This window comes from Alteromonas gracilis, assembly GCF_036870955.2.
In the GTDB taxonomy this organism is placed as follows: Bacteria; Pseudomonadota; Gammaproteobacteria; order Enterobacterales; family Alteromonadaceae; genus Alteromonas; species Alteromonas gracilis_A.
Window position 1 is genome coordinate 2,180,860 of the sequence record NZ_CP145482.2, and the last position, 20,289, is coordinate 2,201,148.

Annotated in this window: 14 protein-coding genes and 1 pseudogene; 1 reads left to right on the top strand and 14 read right to left on the bottom strand. The window is 43.4% G+C overall.

Features of this window, described 5'->3' with window-relative positions; all coding sequences use genetic code 11:
- Position 1 precedes the first annotated feature (1 nt).
- The 11 genes from V6N89_RS10695 to V6N89_RS10745 form a co-directional block, all read right to left on the bottom strand.
- Positions 2 to 1,048: a methionine synthase gene (locus V6N89_RS10695; protein ID WP_346993749.1), complete on the bottom strand. Its 1,047-nt coding sequence runs from the start codon at positions 1,046 to 1,048 to the stop codon at positions 2 to 4.
- An 18-nt stretch (positions 1,049 to 1,066) separates the two neighbouring features.
- Positions 1,067 to 2,041 carry a DUF1852 domain-containing protein gene (locus V6N89_RS10700; RefSeq protein ID WP_338517534.1) on the bottom strand — a complete coding sequence of 325 codons (975 nt, stop codon included), beginning with the start codon at positions 2,039 to 2,041 and terminating at the stop codon, positions 1,067 to 1,069.
- A gap of 262 nt (positions 2,042 to 2,303) precedes the next feature.
- Entirely contained in the window at positions 2,304 to 3,446 is a 1,143-nt protein-coding gene (locus tag V6N89_RS10705; protein ID WP_338517535.1) for a heparan-alpha-glucosaminide N-acetyltransferase domain-containing protein, read from the bottom strand.
- A 43-nt stretch (positions 3,447 to 3,489) separates the two neighbouring features.
- On the bottom strand, positions 3,490 to 5,028 hold the full coding sequence (locus V6N89_RS10710) for a PepSY-associated TM helix domain-containing protein (protein WP_346993750.1): 1,539 nt from the start codon (positions 5,026 to 5,028) through the stop codon (positions 3,490 to 3,492).
- Between the two features lie 246 nt (positions 5,029 to 5,274).
- Positions 5,275 to 5,637, bottom strand: coding sequence for a hypothetical protein (locus V6N89_RS10715; protein WP_338517538.1), 363 nt, complete (start codon positions 5,635 to 5,637; stop codon positions 5,275 to 5,277).
- 29 nt (positions 5,638 to 5,666) lie between these two features.
- A complete protein-coding gene (locus tag V6N89_RS10720; protein ID WP_346993751.1) occupies positions 5,667 to 6,512 on the bottom strand; it encodes a sugar phosphate isomerase/epimerase family protein in 846 nt (281 codons plus the stop codon).
- The gene (locus tag V6N89_RS10725; protein WP_346993752.1) at positions 6,509 to 7,819 is read right to left on the bottom strand and encodes a DUF6005 family protein; all 1,311 of its coding nucleotides are present in this window, start codon (positions 7,817 to 7,819) and stop codon (positions 6,509 to 6,511) included. The genes V6N89_RS10720 and V6N89_RS10725 overlap by 4 nt, the downstream gene beginning before the upstream one ends.
- A complete protein-coding gene (locus tag V6N89_RS10730; protein ID WP_346993753.1) occupies positions 7,816 to 9,192 on the bottom strand; it encodes an AMP-binding protein in 1,377 nt (458 codons plus the stop codon). The genes V6N89_RS10725 and V6N89_RS10730 overlap by 4 nt, the downstream gene beginning before the upstream one ends.
- The gene (locus V6N89_RS10735) at positions 9,185 to 11,044 is read right to left on the bottom strand and encodes an IucA/IucC family protein (protein WP_346993754.1); all 1,860 of its coding nucleotides are present in this window, start codon (positions 11,042 to 11,044) and stop codon (positions 9,185 to 9,187) included. Before V6N89_RS10735 ends, V6N89_RS10730 begins: the two co-directional genes overlap by 8 nt.
- Positions 11,034 to 12,950, bottom strand: coding sequence for an IucA/IucC family protein (locus tag V6N89_RS10740; RefSeq protein ID WP_338517548.1), 1,917 nt, complete (start codon positions 12,948 to 12,950; stop codon positions 11,034 to 11,036). The genes V6N89_RS10735 and V6N89_RS10740 overlap by 11 nt, the downstream gene beginning before the upstream one ends.
- Positions 12,951 to 13,072: 122 nt before the next feature.
- A complete protein-coding gene (locus V6N89_RS10745) occupies positions 13,073 to 14,482 on the bottom strand; it encodes an MATE family efflux transporter (protein WP_338517549.1) in 1,410 nt (469 codons plus the stop codon).
- 210 nt (positions 14,483 to 14,692) lie between these two features.
- Between V6N89_RS10745 and V6N89_RS10750 the strand changes: the two genes are divergently transcribed.
- Positions 14,693 to 17,029: a TonB-dependent receptor domain-containing protein gene (locus tag V6N89_RS10750; protein WP_346993755.1), complete on the top strand. Its 2,337-nt coding sequence runs from the start codon at positions 14,693 to 14,695 to the stop codon at positions 17,027 to 17,029.
- Between the two features lie 119 nt (positions 17,030 to 17,148).
- Here V6N89_RS10750 and V6N89_RS10755 read toward each other — a convergent pair whose 3' ends face one another.
- The 3 genes and pseudogenes from V6N89_RS10755 to V6N89_RS10765 form a co-directional block, all read right to left on the bottom strand.
- Positions 17,149 to 17,292, bottom strand: coding sequence for a DUF2256 domain-containing protein (locus tag V6N89_RS10755; RefSeq protein ID WP_338517552.1), 144 nt, complete (start codon positions 17,290 to 17,292; stop codon positions 17,149 to 17,151).
- On the bottom strand, positions 17,279 to 18,817 hold the full coding sequence (locus tag V6N89_RS10760) for a cryptochrome/photolyase family protein (protein ID WP_346993756.1): 1,539 nt from the start codon (positions 18,815 to 18,817) through the stop codon (positions 17,279 to 17,281). Before V6N89_RS10760 ends, V6N89_RS10755 begins: the two co-directional genes overlap by 14 nt.
- A 3-nt stretch (positions 18,818 to 18,820) precedes the next feature.
- A pseudogene (locus tag V6N89_RS10765) lies at positions 18,821 to 20,230 on the bottom strand (cryptochrome/photolyase family protein).
- Positions 20,231 to 20,289: the final 59 nt, after the last annotated feature.

Genomic DNA, 20,289 nt, shown 5'->3' on the forward strand with positions numbered 1-20,289 from the left:
CCTAAGTTGTACTGGTAATTTTCTTAGCGAGTTCGTTTCTGACAATTGCAGCACCGTCGGCTAGTGCTTTTAATTTTGCATTGGCAATGTCGCTCGCCAGCGGTGCCATTCCGCAGTTAGTACATGCGATAAGTTTATCTGGTTCGACGTATTTCAGCGCCTCTCGAAGTGTTGCTGCCACTTCTTCAGGCGTTTCAACGTCATTGGTTGCCACATCAATCGCTCCCACTAGCACTTCTTTGCCGTCAAGCAGTTTGATCAATTCTATTGGCACGCGCGAGTTATGACATTCAAGTGACACCGCGTCTATTTTAGAAGCTTGTAGTTTTGGAAATACTTCTTCGTATTGACGCCACTGCGCCCCTAACGTCTTCTTCCAATCCGTATTGGCTTTAATGCCATAACCGTAACAAATATGTACGACAGTTTTACACTGTAGCCCTTCAATTGCGCGCTCTAGTGCTGCTACACCCCAGTCATTCACCTCGTCAAAAAATACGTTAAAGGCAGGCTCATCAAACTGGATAACGTCTACACCCGCCGCCTCAAGTTCCTTCGCTTCTTGGTTTAATATTTTTGCGAATTCCCATGCTAACTGCTCGCGGCTTTTGTAGTGGTCGTCATATAAAGTATCAACCATCGTCATAGGGCCAGGTAGCGCCCATTTAATTGGTTTATCCGTTTGCGCCCGTAGATATTTGGCGTCATCCACAAAGACAGGTTTAACCCTGCTAACGCTGCTTGTCACTACGGGCACGCTTGCCTCATATCTATCACGAATTTTAACGGTTCTTTTATTTTTAAAATCAACGCCACTTAAATGCTCAATAAAGGTGGTAACAAAATGTTGTCTTGATTGTTCACCGTCACTGATTATATCGATACCAGCAAGCGCTTGGTCTTGAAGTGAAAGTCGAAGTGCGTCATTTTTGCCGTCGACAAGTTCGCCACCATCAAGCTTCCACGGTGACCATAGTGTTTCAGGTTGCGCTAGCCATGATGGTTTTGGCAAGCTGCCAGCGATAGAGGTTGGAATAAGTGTTTTCATAACGTTAATTCTTTTGCCTTAAGCGCATTGAGTTGAATAGGTTTGTAACAGTGATTTGTAAGGTTTGATAAACATTTCTTCGACAAATTTGCCCTGCTCTACGGCAAGCTGCGTGCGCTCCTCGCGGTCATACGTAATCTGCGTAAGCGAATGGTCGGAGTTTTTAAGGCTGGGTTTAAAGCATCTTCCCGCAGGTGCATTGGCGTTGTAGATTTCAGGTCGATAAATCTTTTGGAATGTTTCCATGGTACTGATGGTGCCAACCAGTTCTAAGTTGGTATAGTCGTTTAGTAAGTCACCAAAGAAATAGAAAGCGAATGGCGCTGCACTATTCGGCGGCATAAAATAGCGCACGCTTAACCCCATTTTTTTAAAGTACTGTTCGGTCAATGACGACTCATTTGGCTGGTATTCATGACCCAACACTGGGTGCTCATTTTCCGTGCGATAATATGTCTTGCTGTCTGACACGCTTAAACATATGACGGGCTTTTTCGAAAATGCGTTTTGATACGTAGACGAATTAACGAATTGCTTGAACAAGGAACCATGAAGTTCGCCAAAGTCAGAAGGAACACTAAACCCTTGTTTGTCCTTGTTGTGCTGTGCCAATACGACGCTGAAATCATAATCGCGTACATACGAAGAAAAATTGTTACCCACAATACCTTCATGGCGCTTGCCTGTTACCTTGTCCACAATAACGGTTTGCAATACTTCGATGTTAGGGAACGCAGTACCCTGCCCAGCAATTTCAACGTTTACCGATATAATGTTTAGTTCAACAGTGTATCGGTCCGCGGTTTGATTATCCCAGTAGGCCAAGGCATTAAAGCGATTATCAATCATGGTTAACGCACTGCCTACATTGCTTTTTCGCTTATCGCCTCTAGCAAGGTTAGCGAAGTTTGTTGTAATGCGCGTGTGCTGTGAGGGTTCGTAGTTTTCATCGAAACGTAAGCGACTTAGAGAAAAAGTGATGTCCTGTGCCATAAGAGTATCTTGCTGTTAGTACGGTATGGCATAGTTATACATGCGATTAATTATGAATAAAAATGGTATAAATTCATATTTGCATGAATCTTTTTCACGTAATAGCGAGGCGAACTGAAGATAAAAAAGGAAAACAGATTATCTTGTTTTCCTTTTTAAGCGCATTTTAAGCGAATACTTTTAAGCGTATATGAGCAGCATAATTTTGCGCTATATACGCTGCTTATGGGGGCGTTGTGTAGCTAATACCTATGTAATACACCTATGTATTTGATGCTACGGTACCGTTTTGCCCTTCAACCACAGATTGGCTTACCCTGTTATTGTCTTTGTTTCCAACGCTATATTGGTGCCACGGCAATACTAGATAATGACAAAGTAACAGAACAATGGCCATGGCAAGCAGCGTGGGTAGCATAGGTAGCTGCTGCAGGCCCACCAGCATAAGCCCCCAGCCAATTAATACCCACTGCACAACGTATAGCGCAGTCACGTATTTACCCCAAAATGCCAATAGGGTCACAACTGAAGTGTGTTGAAACCGACTCACAATAAGGTGTATGCCATAAAGAAACAATAAGACTATTCCTGTCATTAACACCACAATGCCAGGCCCACTTCGCAAATTAGTGACAATATGATAGTCCGGGTTTGTCAGTGTTAATGCCACTCCAAGCATGACGCAAACCACACCTAATTTTAAGCACCATAGGAAATCTAGTGTTGCGGCGTGTGGTTGTTTTACAAATCGACTAAAAGCCATGCCAACAACTGGATAAGCTAACCATGGGAATATTGGAAACATGGTTCCCGCATCCTCATCACCAATAAATAACTTCCAAAATTCATTGAATATCGTTGATGTTGTGTACTTATCCCATACAAAGTGAGATGAAAATGTAACCACAAGCGCAAACGCTATCCATACAAGCACCTGGTCGCTTAGTTTTTTTAATACAGCACAGATTATTAACGCTATACCTGCGAACTGAAACACGTCACCAATAAGAAATTCAGTAAGAGGCGTGTGCGGTGCTACATCATCATAAGTGACAAGCCCTAGTTGGATAGAAAGCCACATAGGAACGGTACCACGTAAAAGATTAAGTGCGTAACCAAGTGCAAACAGCATTAGCGCCCTTTTTATTTCTACGCCGAAACGTTCTGTACCCGAAAATCCAACAAAGATACCCATGATAAAAACAAACATGGACGCCGCTGGCCACCCCAATGCAAATTTAACCACAGTACCAAAGATACCAAAGCGAACCTCAGGTAAGCCGTAAAAATCCAGGACATGGATCATTACCATGAGCAGCACGGCAAGGCCTTTTGCTACATCAAATGTTGTTTCTCGACGAGCGAGAAGAGGTTTTGCGTTTTCTGGAATAAAAAAAAGCTTCATAGCGTGTGTTTCTTCTTATCGTTAACAGGTAAATGGCTATTCATCACTGAATGGTCTTTGATTTTTCAGATAAGTTTGCGCCTAGCCAAAATAAGAGACAGGTAAAGCAGAACAGTGTGAAAGACAACGAAAATGGACTGCTGTAGCCATTATTAAAGTAGTTAAATACCGACTTTCCGAATCCTATACCTTCGAATGTCAAAAGCAGTGTGAGTACCAAGGCACTTATCAAGGAGAACCGCGAGATCATAGTTAACACGGCTTTCGTGTAAAATGCGGCCAGCACAGTAATGCCGTATACAGCGAAAAAAGAGGCCTCAACAAAAAGTGCTCTGCTTTCTATGGTTGTACTCAAGGTTCTCTCTAGCAAAAATGCAAAGGCCGTAGCAGGTATGATGCCCGCGCACCCACCTAGTGTTAGTGCTGACATGGTTCGCTTTAAACGGTTTGAAATGTTTTTGTTATTGTGGAATTTGTTGAGCCACAACATATTGCCTACAATGATTAACCCGCATACGCTAAGGCCAAGAATAAAAAAGATAATACGCACATCGACACTTGCAAAGTGCCCGAAATGCAATGCATAGAGAAAGCGTGTTCCATCAGCAAAGGCATTTCTTTGTTCTGGGTTTATATCTTTTGAAAAGCCCTTATCCCTAACGCGGTATGTCATGTCTATGCGTTGTGCGAAATGATCATTATGCTGACCGACAATTCTAATTAACGCATTCTCATCACCATAATTGGTTAGGCGTAACGAAGATGCTTTAGCGTTCTGCTCAGTTTCAAACGAAGTGATAATCGCGTTCAAGTCGGGCATTTCACGCTCTATACCTGCATGTACCTCCGTTATTCTAGGGAACCCAGAATCGTTGAGTAACGCCGTTCTGTCGCCATTGTAAACAAAGAATAAAGTGACGACTTGTGAAATAAGGCCTAGGTTAAACATCAGCCCAGTCAACGCATACATAAAGGTATAAGGTAAACTCATTACCCCTACCACATTGTGCATATCGGTAAGTTGATAGCGCGTCGTCGACTGCGAACCTCGGTAAAAGAAAAAATGCGCAATAAGTTTCTTAAACTGAACAACAATACCGGTAAAAATCACAACCATGAAAAATAGGGTTATAACCCCGACGATGTGGTCGCCGAATGGTAAGTTTAAATCTATGTGAAGGCCGTAAAGGAAGTCGGCTAAGTGAAAACTGTCTATGGATGCAACTGTCTCGCCATTGGTTGGGTCAACATAAATTGATGTGAGTTCACCTTTGGGAGCGCTCTCTCCATTCAATGGCAAATACAGTTCATAAAGCGGCTGAACGTCCGTGGGTAGCACAATAAACATCCTTTCTTCGGCGTTTATGTCGTACTGTTCAAACTGTTTTGCAATGATATCGGTGGTTGGCAACGCGTGTGTCGCAGTTGCTACATCAGTGTGTGGTAACACAGACCACGCCTTAATCTCTGGATAGAATAACGTTAATGAACCAGCCCAAAAAACGATGAACAAAGGAATGGCGATAAACAAGCCTATCCATCCGTGCCCTTCTAATGCAGAGCGAATAACACTGGCCTTCATGATAGCGCTCCTAACTTTATTACTACGTTAAGCGCAACAGATACTAGTAAAACACAGGCGCATTGAATGAGTGGTCTTTTCACAGATTCAAAACAAAAGAAATAGGTCATTAATGCAGACCAAGTAATGAAACCTGCCACATAACCCACAAGCAACTTAACATCCACATCTAGCGGGATGAAATGATTAACATTGAGAATGAGGCTTGTACTTAGGAGCAACCCTATAAAAAACGAGGATAGCGTTTTACGCCACATAGTGACCTCCCACTGCACCAACCAAACCCACTACAAACGCCAATAAAAATGCCAAAACCGCGCCATAGGTGATGACCATCAGGCGGCGTTTTTCGTGGGCTGAAACGAGTGTTACCAATACAAAGTTCATCATTACAATGGTAATAATGGCAAAGCACGTAGCCCAGACGTTAAGCTGAGTACTTAACAACACTCCGCTTAGTAAAATAGCGCCGACAAACAGTGTGAGTGATACTGGTTTGGACATGGGGGAAGCGGCACTTCTTTGATGAGGGGAAGAGAAGTAAAGCGCAGCACATCCTCCCCATAACGCTTCATACGCAACGAGTTTTGTGAGTAAAAATACGGTCATCGCCTGGTTATATCCTTATAAATACTGTTTTACATTGCTTCAGCAATGGCCAATGACTGGCTTATTTTTTGAAGTTTGTATCGATCCTGACTAAGAATATTCTTGGCATTGTTGCCAAACCACTCTAGTGAAGAATCGATATTGCGAAGCGCGGGGTTCGAATAGAGATATTCAATAAACTTTTTGTAATCCACAATACCATCAAAAATGGGCACCATGCCTTCTCTAGAGCCCGCAGCAGCATAAACATTGTCTGGGGCGAACACATTTAGGTGTTCACTGCTGCTTATGTTTTTGAAATGGAAATGATTAATGTACGGTGACAGTTGCTCGCAAGCGTTTACTACATCCTCACCTGCTTCCCATACGTGTAGGACGTCATAGTTCAATTGCAAGTTTTGCCTTTTAACAGCATTAAACATTTCGACGGTTGAACTTACCGAGTCGGCGTACGTGTTGGGATGAGTTTCTATCACCAAATTTAAATCGTATTCGGCCAGCCGATCGCATACGGTTTGTAAACGCTGAAACAACAAAGCTTTACGTTGCTCGTTCATTCCGGCACTGGCTTCATTACTCGCAAACGTACGAATTTTGCTAGCCCCCCAGTGTTTGGCCAATCGACACAAACGATGTACCTTAAAATACAGTGCGTCGTTAGTGTCAAAAAGCGGCAAGTAGTCGCTTAGCATTGTTACTCTGAGGCCGTAGTTGGCTATCCAGTCTTTACTGTATTCTGGTTGTTCTTCAAGGTTAGTCGCGTGAGCGCCCCATAGCTCAATGCCTTGAAATCCATTGCTCACAGACCACTTTGCAATTTCCGCAATTGAAATTAATTGATGCCTGAAGGTAATCGTACACACTGATAGGTTCATATCGCTGTCTCCAATAGCGCTTTTTCAGTGCCAGCGTTGCCAAGTTGATGAAACGCTAGCCATTGAAGGAAAACGCTATGAAGCTTTTGTTTAATCTTTTGCTCAGTCATGTCTTGTTTGTCTAATAACGCTAGCACTTCAGTGAATAAGTCAGACGTATCCATATTTTCTTTCGCTAATTCAGCGAGCTTTAAGCAGCGGTATTGAATGGTTTTGTATGTCGAGACTAAGTTTTCTATCTCATCACACCACATTTCAAAGGTAACTTCTGGGAATCCGATATCTCGCCAGAAATAGGCAAAACCGTGTTCGTACGCGTATTTTCTGATAGCGAGTACGGGTATTTGTTTTAACGCGTCGCCTAACAATGACGGGGGTGATTTAGCATCGTCCCTGTGCGCCAATACAATGTGTCGTATTGCTTCGGTTAACACATTGCGATCAGCGTAAAATACAGTATTGAAATACTCGGCTATTTGAGTGAGTGAAGAGGGCCTAATGTCATTACTATCAAAGACGTAGCCACCCTCAATGTGCTTTGAGGAAATCGCATTGATAATATCTTCTCGAGCAATCTCACCTTCCCACCTAAAATCAGGATCGAGCATAAGCCAGCGTGATGCATCCTGCGTTTTTTTCAACATAACGTAATGAGGAAAAGGGTTTTGGTTGAATTTGTTTTCTCGCTCGGGCAATAAATACATGTCCAACATAACCATGACGTTTTGTGTCGGTGAAGCCGTGTAGAGAAGTAATTCCAATGTCTTAACGTTGTCGGCTTTAGGCTTTGCTTTGTCATACCAAGACGTTAACTGAACACCATAGAGTGCCTTATACCACTTGATGAAAAAGTCATGGCTAATACTTTCATCGTGATAGGCCAGTGCATTTGCAGACGTTATCGCCACGTCAGCATCCCAAACACCAAAGTAAAAAGGTCGATGATCAACCGCTGATGAAGCTTTGATGCACTCGCACAAACAGCTAACAAAGCAATGTACCTTGATGTCTTCAAAAGGCGTTTCTAACACATCACCTTCAGCACTTGCGTTGTCTACTTGTTGTTGATTTATTAAGAAGCGCGCGAGACTGCCCACCGTTTGCACATCTTCTTGTGATATTGCGCTTTCAGGTACCTCGATATCATGAGAGAGCTCTAAATGGATAAGCATTTGCATAAGAATGACTGAGTCTATGTACAAGTCTTCATTCAAGCGTGCATCCTCAGAGAAAACAGACATATACTGGCATTCAATGTCATTGATAAGTACATGTTTAATCGCGTTAACAATGCTTTCTGTGTTCATGATGGCACCTTTTCAGATAGCGCCTTCTCAGATGACGCCTTCCCAGTTGCAGACTGTGTCACCCGTTTAGTCTGCAGCATACTGAGGGTATCGATTCTCGAAAGGTATGCGTTGGCAATCGCTTTTCTATTTACTTTGCCATTAGGTAAACGCGTAATTGAATCGACTTGTATAAAGTCAAAAGGCACTTGATAGGCAGCAAGGTGATTATGACACCATACTTTAAACGACGCTTTATCATCGGCTGTAAACTGATGGTTTGCACAATACTGCAAGTAAGCGCGGTAACCAGCGTGCTTAACGGGCATTTTGAACAATACCGCATCGTGAATATCAGGATGCGTTAGCACCACGTCTTCAACGTCTTTCGGGTAAACATTGAGTCCCGAGACAATGATGGTGTCATCTTGCCTGGCTACAAAATGCAGCTGTTTTTTACCCTTTCTATTGTCAAAATACCCTAGGTCGTTGGTGTGAATTTTAGCGCATTGGCCATCAAGGGGTTGCTTTACGTTAATTACTATCTCAGCGGGCGCTGCTAAGCTCTCGCCTGCCTCGACTTCAAGATGACCAAGTACCTCTCCTATCGTATTAGTGTTATCAACATATTCACTAATAGCCACACACCCTGCTTCGGAACATCCGTATTGTTGGAAGAAATGGTTAACCTTGGCTTTGGTACGCGAGAACACCGGTGCTGACATTAACGTTCCAGATGTCATTACAGCATGCAATTTACTGTTTTTAGGCCACAGCATACATACTGTCTCTATCATAGACGGTGAAGAGTAAAGTAACGGTTTGTCTAGTGTTAATAGGGTTTTTAATAAGTGTTTAGGGTTAATGCTTGTAAACACTCTCGGGTGTTTACCTCTTGCAAGGCCAACAAAAATGCCGCAGATAAGCCCATATGAATGCGTAATTGGGCAAGCGATCACGGGAGACATCGAATTGGGCGCGGTAAAATGAGCCACATACGCTGCCACTTCTTGGTCAATGCTGCGCCAAGAACGTTTAATACTTTTTGGCTCGCCAGTTGTTCCTGAGCTCATTTGTATTAAACCCGGTGCGGTATCTTGTTGTTCGTTTTCTGGTATACAGATAACATTCTCCAATGTCCCGTATAACAGTGTATAGCAGCCCGCTTTTTCGGCATATTTACGGGCCAAGCTTTCGGGGGTACTCGCGTGTATTGGCATAACGGTAAGGCCGTGCTCTTTTGCATAAAAACACAGTGAGAGCCAATCTACGGTACTTTCTATACAAACCGCCACACTGCCTTTTTCGGGATCAAGGTGTGGGGCGTTGCTAAAGCGTTCAAATTTTGAATTTATCTGTTGTGCGGTGATGACGTGTTCATCAATACTAAGCATGTGATTCTCCACAAGCGTTTTCGAAAAAGGTTGCTAACGGGTTGTCGATGGTGTGATGAAATTCGTCTAGCGCTTTGTTAGCACTAAGCTTTTTCTTTAGAAGTGACTCGGTAATAATACTTTTCTCAAACAAGTTGATTTTGTTTAAGCGTGCGGTGGCAGTCACTCCGCTGTTGTTGTAGCTTGCTATAGCGGCGTACACCTTTGACCAAAAGTGCGCTTCGTCACAGTAGTTGTGCAAAGCAAAGAGAGTGGATAGCTCAGTTAAGTTGTATACAAAGACGGTATCGACAAACAACTCGCGCAGCGCTTCGGTATTGTCCATCCAATAGTAATGATTTGTAGGTGCGTTGACGTAATCGACATGGATGTTGTTAAAGTTTGGTGCTGTTGCACGATTGTTCAAAAAGTCAGGTACGTACTCTAAACTTTCATGGAAGTCTCTTAAAACTACTTTTGTTGGTAACCCATCTCTTAGCACCAGTGACATATTTTGTGCGTGGGCTTCTACGGCAATGCCATGAAAAGCGAGAAGGTGCCAAACGGGAATAATGGCGGTATTAATGAGCGCATCAAGCCAAACATCCACGCCATACTTCTCTATCCAGCGAGCAACAAAAAGTTTGCCGTCCCGCTCTGTCGCTGCCAAAGCAGCAAACGGTATGGTGTGAACACCTGGCTCGTTTAGCACACTCGCATCGCGAAAAATGGCACTAAGGCTGGGTGAAAGTGTTGCAGCCCAATCCTGTTTACCACCATCATCAACAGTGTCACCACTATCCGGCTTAACTACCACAATACCTGCGTACTCTTTTTGAATAGACAACACGTTACGTTTTTGAAGCCATGCATCATTTTCAATAAGGTCGTGAAGCCAATTTGAGAGATGGGGCGCAGTGCATACTGAATGAGGCTCTACCGTGCGCAATGATGATGTGTTCACCACATTAAGTGGTAGTTTGATACTGGCTTTGTTTACGTTACTTGTATTAAGCAAGGTTCTAAGCGAAATACTTGCCTGATAATCGTCGCTAGCTTCACCAAGCCAGAATACATCGCCATTTGTTAGTGGTTGTATGAGAGACGCTTTTACGTAATTCCATTGCCATGGATGTATAGGCAGCAACCCAAAATGTGAAGACGAAATCCCTTTTTCACGCATTAAGTCGCACAGTAACTTAAAGGTTGATGTACCTAACTCCCTCTTCCAAAAAGATTGCTCACTTTCACCATCATAATGAGTGGCTAAAAACGCATGTTTTATTGCTAACCATTGCAATTTAAACGTTTTTCCACATTCTGGGCCATAAGCTTCATGATCCTTAACACTAAATCCGCTTCTTGATTTGAAGCACGGGTGATAAGGATGCCCTTCGAAAAGGGCAGACTCTAAACGAACGTGGCTAAGTGCTCTTCTGCTAATGACGGGCGCAACGTTATCGCGGTTCCACTGACAGAGTGTTAGTGTGTGGACGAGTTCATCAAATAGCTTTGTACGCTTGGCATCATCATAAGGTAGACAACGAATAATGCGCGCTACATCGTTTAGAGTTAGAGGTCTATCATTGAGGTAGAGGGTGTTATCATCTAATCGTACGCGGCTGAAAAAGGTGTATTTTCCCTTTGCGCGCAACGTCATATTTTTCATTTCTGCAGTGAAAGTGCTATCTTCAAATGTAAAATTAACGAGTTTTTCAAAAAGCAGCGCTTCTACAAACTGTTTTACCACTCTTTTTTCGTCATCACAGATAGCTATGTCACTGGTGGCTAAGCCACAGATAGCTGGCTCAGACGCCAGCCTTGCATCACAAAACCCTTGTATGCGCTTTTCATTAAGATTGTTAAAAGGCATTTTCAGTTACCTTTCTTGATTTGCTTTGCGCTTTTTCAGCATGTGAGGGCAGACTGTGTGTGGTCTTTGACAAAGGTAGCAGCGGGTTGTTTACCCAAACATATACCGCTAGTTCGTCTTCAGCCTCCAACTCATCCACGTCTTCAACTCGCGTAAGCAAATTGGCCTTAAAGGGCAGCTTTTCGCGCTGTAGTACCGAACGTACAAGTGCACTGCCTTGTGCGCCAAGCGTCGGCAATATCGAAGACAATCGTTTGTGAACGACTTGAAGTAATGACGATTCACTGGCGAGTTGGTCGATGCCAAGTCGATTTACTACTGCAAACAATTGGTTGAAAAACAGGTAATAAGTAAAGCGGTTAATAATCATTTCTTCGCCATAGAACAAGTCTTTACATGCCTTTAAGCGAGGTTCCATGGTTTCCAGAATTTGTTGTCGTTCCTTCGACAGGTAAAAGCCTTGATTGTCTCGGTAATAATATGCCGACGGGTATCCCTCTGTTAAGTCGAGTAACGAGTTTTGCTGGTGGGCTTCCAATGCGATGCCGCATTGATCAAACAATCGAATCGCTGGTTCTATTGCACAGTCTAAATACCGAATAAACCATTTTTCTGCCACTGTCTGTGGTGACGTCTGTTCGCGCTGCGCCAGCAAGTGTATTACTTCGGCGAGTTTAGAGTTATCGCCATCAAACAAAGGCTCTTGTACCAGTGCCGCAATAGACTGTGTACCACCAAGGCCAACATTCTCATTTTGGGTCGTAAACGGGTTGTCCCTTAAGATGAGTTCAAACCCACTTTCACCACCGTTTCCAAGGTCAAGTGAGATGTATGCTGGGTCATCAATGAATTTAAAGCTGGGAAATATCGAAGAAAAGCCGAGTCGCTTAAGCAATTTATATAGCGTGACACCTGCTTCTAGCTCATGATGCATATTCTTTCTAAGTGAATTGGTGACTTTTACTGGGATAGACAGTTTAACCATATAATCCTGGTCTTCGTTATAGACCGTTCTTACGGACGACGTAGGCTTGAATTCTGGTCCAAATTCACCAAGGTCAATCAATGCCCCTTCGGATAGTAGCGTTTTAATATGCTCGCTGGTTAATAGCCATGCTGCCTGTAATGGATGTACTGCTATTAATTTTAGATTTTGTTGACGCAATGTCTCAATCGTTGATCTTGTGGATAAATCGCCATCGCTAAGTGCGATATTCTCAAGAATGTCAAATGCACAGGTATCGGTTGCGCTATTTGAAACGGTTAGCGCTTGCTTTGCAGCGAAATAGTGCAGTTTGAATTTGCCTTGTAACTCTGGTGTATAAGCTTCATGCTGCCAACGGTGCATTCCCTGTCGAGACTTTGGCGTAGGGTGAAGCCAGTGGCCAAACAAAATTGCCTGCTCTGTATCAATAAACTTATTACTGTTAAGCGCTTCGTCCCCTTCTCTATTCTCTAAATAGAGCGACATTATCTGGTGACTTTCAATCGTTCTCGCGTACAGCTCTAGCTGGCGTTCTGACAGCTCTAGCCTGCGTTCTGATTGATGTTCGTCGCCTTTAGTGCGCGTATTGGTTGCGCTATAAATCTCATCGATGAGCAATAAAATAGCATTCATCAATGAAACTTCTTGCCAGTGAAAGCTATTTGGCAGCTGCTTATACACGGTAGTAAACGTGTGGCGTCCCACCACAGAGCGGTATGATGCTGAAAAACACACTCTTGTGTTACTTGACGTAAGATAGAGTTCTACTGCGTGTTTGTCGCGTTGATGTAATGGGATCCCTGTTCTTACGACCCATTCTTCATTGGTGTGCCATACACCAGAATCAATTTCTTTCAAATATGCGTTTGCGAAAGCTTGAAATGACGCATTGTTAGCTTGTTTTTTTGCGGCTGAAGTCATGCAAAGACCTTTGTAAAAGGAGCAAATTACCGCGACAATCTATTGAGAATGGTTCTCATTAGCAACTGTTTTTACATTTGTTACATGTGCATAATTTTCAAGCTTTACGTTGATAGTCTATTTCAGAGTTTTACTTTTTGACCTTCATCAAAACCGTCTTCAAGACTTTGGTTGGATTTGTAGCTTTTGCGTATAAGAAACATTGCGAAACACAATGTGAGCCACTCTGCAGCGGGCAGCGCAATGAGAAATGATATTGTTGTCTCAATATCGCCAAACAACCTGACTGACCATACAAAATGAAATGTTACGGCTAACAAGCTCACAGGTAACACAACACTTCTACACAATGCGATTGCCGCCGACTCAAAGGGTTTTTCAATAGCGGTTAAAAATACACTAAGTAAAATATTGCACCCATTGACGAGGAACAGCGGCCACATAATAGCGATTATGTTTATGGCAAAATAAGCGGTTTGATGATCGGATGAATCTAAAAAGACACCAACGATGACTTCACCGTAAAACACAAGACAAGCCGAGACTACAAGGCCCAGAAGTATTGAGGTACCCAATGCCACTGATAAAAAGTCACTTACTCTGTCGTTGTTCTTTGCCCCTCGGTTGTAACTCACCAACAAATGCATAGCATCTGCAATGCCGAAACTCACCATAACGCTCAAAAAAATAAGGTAATTAACAACACTATAAGCGGCAACACCTTCACTGCCAGCACGCATCACCATTAATGTATTGATGACGAGAAAAAGCACGCCCACTGACACTTCATTAGTAAATTCTGAAAGTCCATTTTTAACGACCCGAGCAATACGCCGCCAAGGCTTATTGAACAAAGAGAGCTTTAATACACGGTCTTTGTCGCTAAAATACATAAGCAGCAATAAGCACTGTGTACCTTGTGCCAACGCTGTCGCATAAGCTGCGCCGGAAATCCCGTAGTCGAGGTAACCCACAAACGCCATATCCAACACGATGTTTTCCAGAGCACCAACGACCAAAGCGACAGTGGCAAGTTTGGTGTAGCCATCGGCCCGCACTAAGTAATAGAGAACCATGCAAGGAAATTGAAGAATAAAAACCCACCTGATTATTGAAAAATACTCGCGGGTAAGAGGCACAATATCGGTGGGAATATACAGCAACCAAAATAAAACCGGTTCTGCAATGTAGCTCATCAAAGCAAGACATGTATTTAGTGCGACTGTAACAATGAGTACTTGCGTAAACAACGCACTGGAAGACTCGGTATCTCCCTTCCCCATGAAGGTACCTATGGAAACGCTAGCGCCTATAGCTAACATTAATGAAAGCGCTACAAGCAGCGTAATGTAAGGAAGTAGTAATGATATTGCTGCCAGTCCCTGTGCACCAACATATTTACCGATAAAAATGCCATCCACCACATTAGCTGTTGTAAGTGCCATCAAGCCAATAAGCGACACAAAAGTATGTTTAAAGAACGTGGTTATTACAGGGCGCGTCAGGATTTCTTCTTTTGTTAGTAGAGACATTCCAGCTTCTCAAATACAGTAGGCTAATAATCGTAAGTGGCTTATTGCCGTCATTCAATCAAGGTTACATTTGAGACGTTTGTTAACCATTTGTTACTGCTTAACAAAGCTGAATTGTAACAGTTGTAAAATCTATTTCTTTTTAGTGATCTATGTTGATAATACGCAAATGATAATAATTCACATTTAGATGCGAGTAACAAGGTCACAATGAAACACACGAACAACACAAGGTTAGCTTCACTGTCTATTGCCATAGCAGTGGCGTTGTCAGGGACACACGCTTTTGCAGCAGAGAGTAACAAAAACGTTAAGGAAGACGAGATTGAACGCGTTGAAATTGTGGGGTCAGCCACAAATTTAGAGGTAACCGCTGAAGATATTCATAAAATTCAAGCAAATGACTTAAATGATATCTTTCGTTTAGAGCCATCAGTTACCGTTGGCGGTGGTGGTCTTGGTATTACGCAACTTGTGTTTGTTCGCGGCTTTGAAGATACCATGTTGAATGTCACTGTTGATGGCGCTCCGCAGACAGGTACCCTATTCCACCATATCGGCCGATTGTCCATTGAGCCTGAACTTTTGAAAAGTGTTCAAGTACAGGCTGGTGCTTATGAGGCAACAGCAGGTTCGGGGGCCATCGGTGGTGCCATTCGATTCAAAACCAAAACGGCAAACGACTTACTTGCAGACAACGAGCAGTTTGGCGGTATTGTCAAAGTTGGTGGCGGTACCAATGACTTCGTTAAGTACAGCGCAACAGGATATGGCAAATTAACTGACAACTGGAGCGTACTTGCATCACACGTGCGTATCGATACAGACAGTTATGAAGATGGTAACGGCAATGAGATTGCTTTTGAATATACTGACGAAAACGGAAACCTTGTTCGCGAAACCACAGACACAGAGCAAGAGTTAAGCTTCGTAAAACTGAATGGCGAATTTGGCGACAATCAATTTGTATCGCTTAGTCATGAAATTCGCGAAGAGTCAGGTAACTTCCCGTCTAGACCTAACTTTCCTATTTCAGCAAGAAACCCTATCTATCCCATTGAAACTGAGCGTAATACATCGGTATTTAATTACCAATGGCTAGCTAGCCCTATGCTCAATCTGGAATTTACCTTATACAACACTGAGCAAGAGCTAATTGTTCGTGGTGATCGCCCTTGGCACCCGTATCAAGGTAATATCCAAACCATTGGTGGTGACCTACGCAACACATCATATGTTGCTGCGCATACGCTAACTTACGGCGTTGAGTATCGCGACCAAACGTCAGAAGCAGGCTCAATTGGTCAGCCCCTTAGCGGTAAAGAAACGGGTAAAGTGCTGGGCATTTATGTGCAAGATCACTGGGATATCACGCCAGACTTAATGCTAAGTTTTGGTGTGCGTTATGACGATTACGAGTTAGATACAACGCATAAGTTTTATGCTGAGTCTGAGGTGACCTTCGCTCAAGTAGCGGCACAAGTGCCTACCGTTGCAGACGCAGGCTTCTTTGTTATTGCTGATTTCTCTACCCTGACGCCATTGGGCCAAGTCGTCGGGCCAAATGGAACCTTCAATACGTTGTCGCGCACATCGGAAGATATCACCGTTGATAGTGACGGATTTAGTGGAAACATTGGTGTTGCGTATCAATTAAACGACGCGGTAAAACTTACAGCAGGTTATGCTCAAGCACTTCGTGGAAAAGAAGTGGGTGATACATTCACTATCGATTACAACGGCGTAGAGCCAGACATTCAAGCTGAAGATGCTGAAAACGCTGAAATTGGTATTGAATACAACAAAGATGGATTATTGGCTCGCGTAGCGGCCTATCAATCGCGTCTTGATAATGCCATGAACCTTGAAATTGGTGGTACTAACGTTCGCAATATCGGTGATATTGAGTCTGATGGTGTTGAAATTAAACTCGGGTATATTGCCGAAAACTATAGTGTTATTGCAAGTTACGTGCACAACACAACAGAGCTATATAATTATCAACCCAACACATCAACTATCGCGCTAGACGCTAATGGTGCGCCAATTGTAAATCTGTCATCATATAGCGCTGATTTTAATGCGTTCGATGTTGCTAAAATAGATGCGCCTGCGCTGGTTGACGGCGAACCGCTCATTTACAACGGGATAAAAGTGGAAGGCTACGAACAGCGTGCGCTGGGTAACTCTCGTGGTGACACTTACACCATTAACGCTTCCTACTATGTTACCGACGCGCTAGAACTTGGCTGGTTCTTTACGTATGTCGATAGTTTAGGTGGCATTACGACGCTGCAAAATGCTGCGGCGACGGGTGACACTTCAGATATCTTCACGTTGACAAAACCGTCATATGCAACGCACGACTTTTTTGCAGTTTATCAAGTCAGTGAAAACTTAACTGCAAGACTTATGGTGAAGAACGCGTTCGACGAAGCCTACCGAGACCACTCGAGTTTTGCTGATTACAGTGAGGTTTTTGAGGGCTTTGCGAGCCATTTAGAACCAGGTAGAGATATTAGATTGAACGTGGAATACCAGTTCTAATTTAAGCCATCATTTTAGCCATCTATAACAAAATTGGTGCACTACTTTGTTAATTCATTACTACAATACTGCACCGCTATTCTCAGCATCCATTACACAATATGGATGCTGAGCAAACGCTACACTACCTTCTGTTTTTTAGACGACGCGCAGCGTTTAGAGCAGTACTTTACGTTTTCCCAATCTCGTTCCCATTTTTTACGCCAAGTAAAGGGCTTACTACAAACGGGGCAGACTTTGGTGGGTAAGTTAGACTTCTTCATTATTACTTAGCTTAGTTAAAAATATCGTGGCGTCTTCTTTCATCGCCTCAATGTTTTCTTCTTTCATACGTGAATACGTTTTATAAATCATTGCCATGCGATGATTATTGCTCAGTTTTTCTTTTTGCTTATCAATAAAGTGCCAATAGAGGTAATTAAAAGGACACGCTTTTGGCCCGGTTTTTTTAGATACTTGATAGCCACAGTTCTTACAGTAATTGGACATTTTATTGATGTAGCTACCGCTTGCTACATAAGGCTTGCTGGCCAAATTGCCGCCATCACTGTAAAGAATCATGCCCGCGACATTAGGCAACTCAACCCATTCATAGGCGTCGGCATAGACTAACAGATACCAAGCCTGTACTTCTTCCGGGCTAAGTTCAGTCAGCAGACTAAAGTTCCCAATTACCATAAGACGTTGAATATGGTGCGCATATGCATTTTGCTCAGTTTCTTTTATGCACTGGCGCATGCAGTTCATATTGGTTTGGGCATCCCAAAAGAAAGATGGCAATGAGCGCGTGTTTCCAAAATAGTTGTCTGTCTTGAGGCCAGGCATAAAGTGCCAATAGAACCCTCTGACATACTCTCTCCAGCCCAGAATTTGACGAATAAACCCTTCGGCAGAATTGAGTGGAACCTGACCTACATGATACGCCCGTTCAGCGGCGTCAATAGCTTCTTTGGGGGTAAGCAAGCCGCAGTTTAAATAAAAGGCTATATGTGAGTGATACATCCATGGTTTGCCTTCCACCATGGCATCTTGGTATTGACCAAAGTTATGCAGTCGCTCTTCAATAAATAGTTCAAGCACTTTAAGCGCATCTTTGCGCGTGACAGCAAAAAAGAAATTGTCCAGCTCACCAAAATGATGCTCAAACTCACTCTCTACAAGCTTAATAACATCTTGCGTAATATCGTCAATATCAAACGTGGTGTGCTTGGGGACCTTGTGTGTCTCAGGCATGGACTCGCGATTTTGTGAATCGTAGTTCCATTTTCCACCGATGGGGTTTTTACCATCCATCAGCACGTGGTGTTTCCGCCTCATTTCTCGGTAAAAAAACTCCATCCGAAGCTGTTTTTTACCGTCAGCCCATTCACTAAACTCTTGAGGGGTCGACAGAAAGCGGTTGTCTTCGCAGATTTCAACCGGAACACCTAACTCGTTCTCCCACTGCTGCATACTTTTAAGCAGCCTGTGTTCGCCAGGCGTTGTGCATATCACGCGATCAAAGTCGCCATTGTCTAGTGCATACCTAACTTGACCAAGCAAACTACCTTGATTGTTGTCATCAAGATAGGACACATAGTCCACACGATAATTATCATCTTTCAGAGCCTTCGCAAAATGACGCATGGCGCTGAACAAAAACGCGATCTTTTTCTTGTGGTGCTTAACATAAGTGGCTTCTTCGCGAACTTCAGCCATCAGTATTGTGTCTTTGGTTTTACGCGCATTCGCAATAGCCGGAAGCGTTTCGGTTAGCTGATCGCCAAGTACTAATATGAGTGAAGACATACTCTACTCTTTTGTCTCTTGAAACGCGTCGAGTGCACGTTGGCGTGACGCCTTTAAATCTACCACAGGCTTGGGGTAGTCCTTACCAAGCTCTATGCCTGCATCTTTCGCAATAATGCCAGGCGCTTCCCAAGGTTTATGGATGTACTTATCTGGCAAGTTTTTAAGCTCAGGACAATATCGACGGACATAGTTGCCTTTCTTATCAAATTTTTCGCCCTGTAAAATAGGGTTAAATATTCTAAAGTACGGCGCCGCGTCCGCACCCGAACCCGCAACCCACTGCCAACTCGCGCTGTTGCTCGCAAGGTCTGCGTCAAGCAAGGTATCCCAAAACCAACGCTCTCCTTCATGCCAGCTCAGCAGTAAGTTTTTCACTAAAAATGACCCCACAATCATCCGAACCCGATTATGCATGTAGCTAGGTTTGCCATAGTTCGCGCATACTCTAAGCATCAACAATAGGAATGCTTAGGTGTTACCTGTTTGCCAAGCTTTAAGAGCCTTCGCGTCGGTTCTCCACGGGAATTTGTCAAATTTCTCATTGAAGTTCTTGTTGGGTAACGTTGGGAAGTGATAGAGCAAATAATAACTAAACTCTCTCCACCCTAGTTCGCTCATATAGGTGTCGATGTTTTTATCTTCAGTATCACCAAATTTGTCTTTTATCGCATACCAAACTTGATTGGGAGACACTTCGCCAAAATGAAGATGTGGCGACAGCTTTGATGTGCCGTTTACCGACGGGATATCTCTGTCTTCTTTGTAGCGCGTGGCGGCATTTTGTATGAATGATGAGAGGTTTTCAGATGCGCCTTCCTCGCCAGGCTTCCACATTTCGTTAATTGTGGTATCCCACTTATTGTTTGGTAATAGAGATAATGCGTCTATTCCGTCCCCCATATTTTTAACGTCTTGATAAGTTATCCTCGCAGGCGGTGCTTTCGGATAACGCGGTGCTTCTACCTGCAAACACCCTTTCCGGTAATACGGTGTAAATACGCGATAAGGGGTTCCATCTTTCTTAAGCACCTTCATAGGCTCCCACAGCAAGCTGCCATTGAAGCTTTGAGCTTCAAACCCGTCATCAATCAGCTGTTTTTTTATCTGCTTGTCGCGGTTTATTTGCCAAGGCTCATAACATCTGTTCCAGAAAACGGCTTTTGCCGAGAACGCTTCCATCAACTTTGGAATGAGTTCTTTTGGGTCGCCTTTGAAAACTTGAAGATGGCCGTTTAACCTGTCATTGAGTGACACCAGCGAATGGTGAAGCCACCATTTACTCGCCCCCCCAGGGACACGGCCATCGGGCGTGGTGTCGTCAAAGATATAAATAGGCACGATTTTACCCATATCGCACGCGGCGTTTAACGCGGGATTGTCTTTAACTCGTAGGTCTTGTCGAAACCACATAATGCTTACAGGAACTGTCACTTTGTTGCCTTTTTATTTGCACTAAATTTTATGAATCT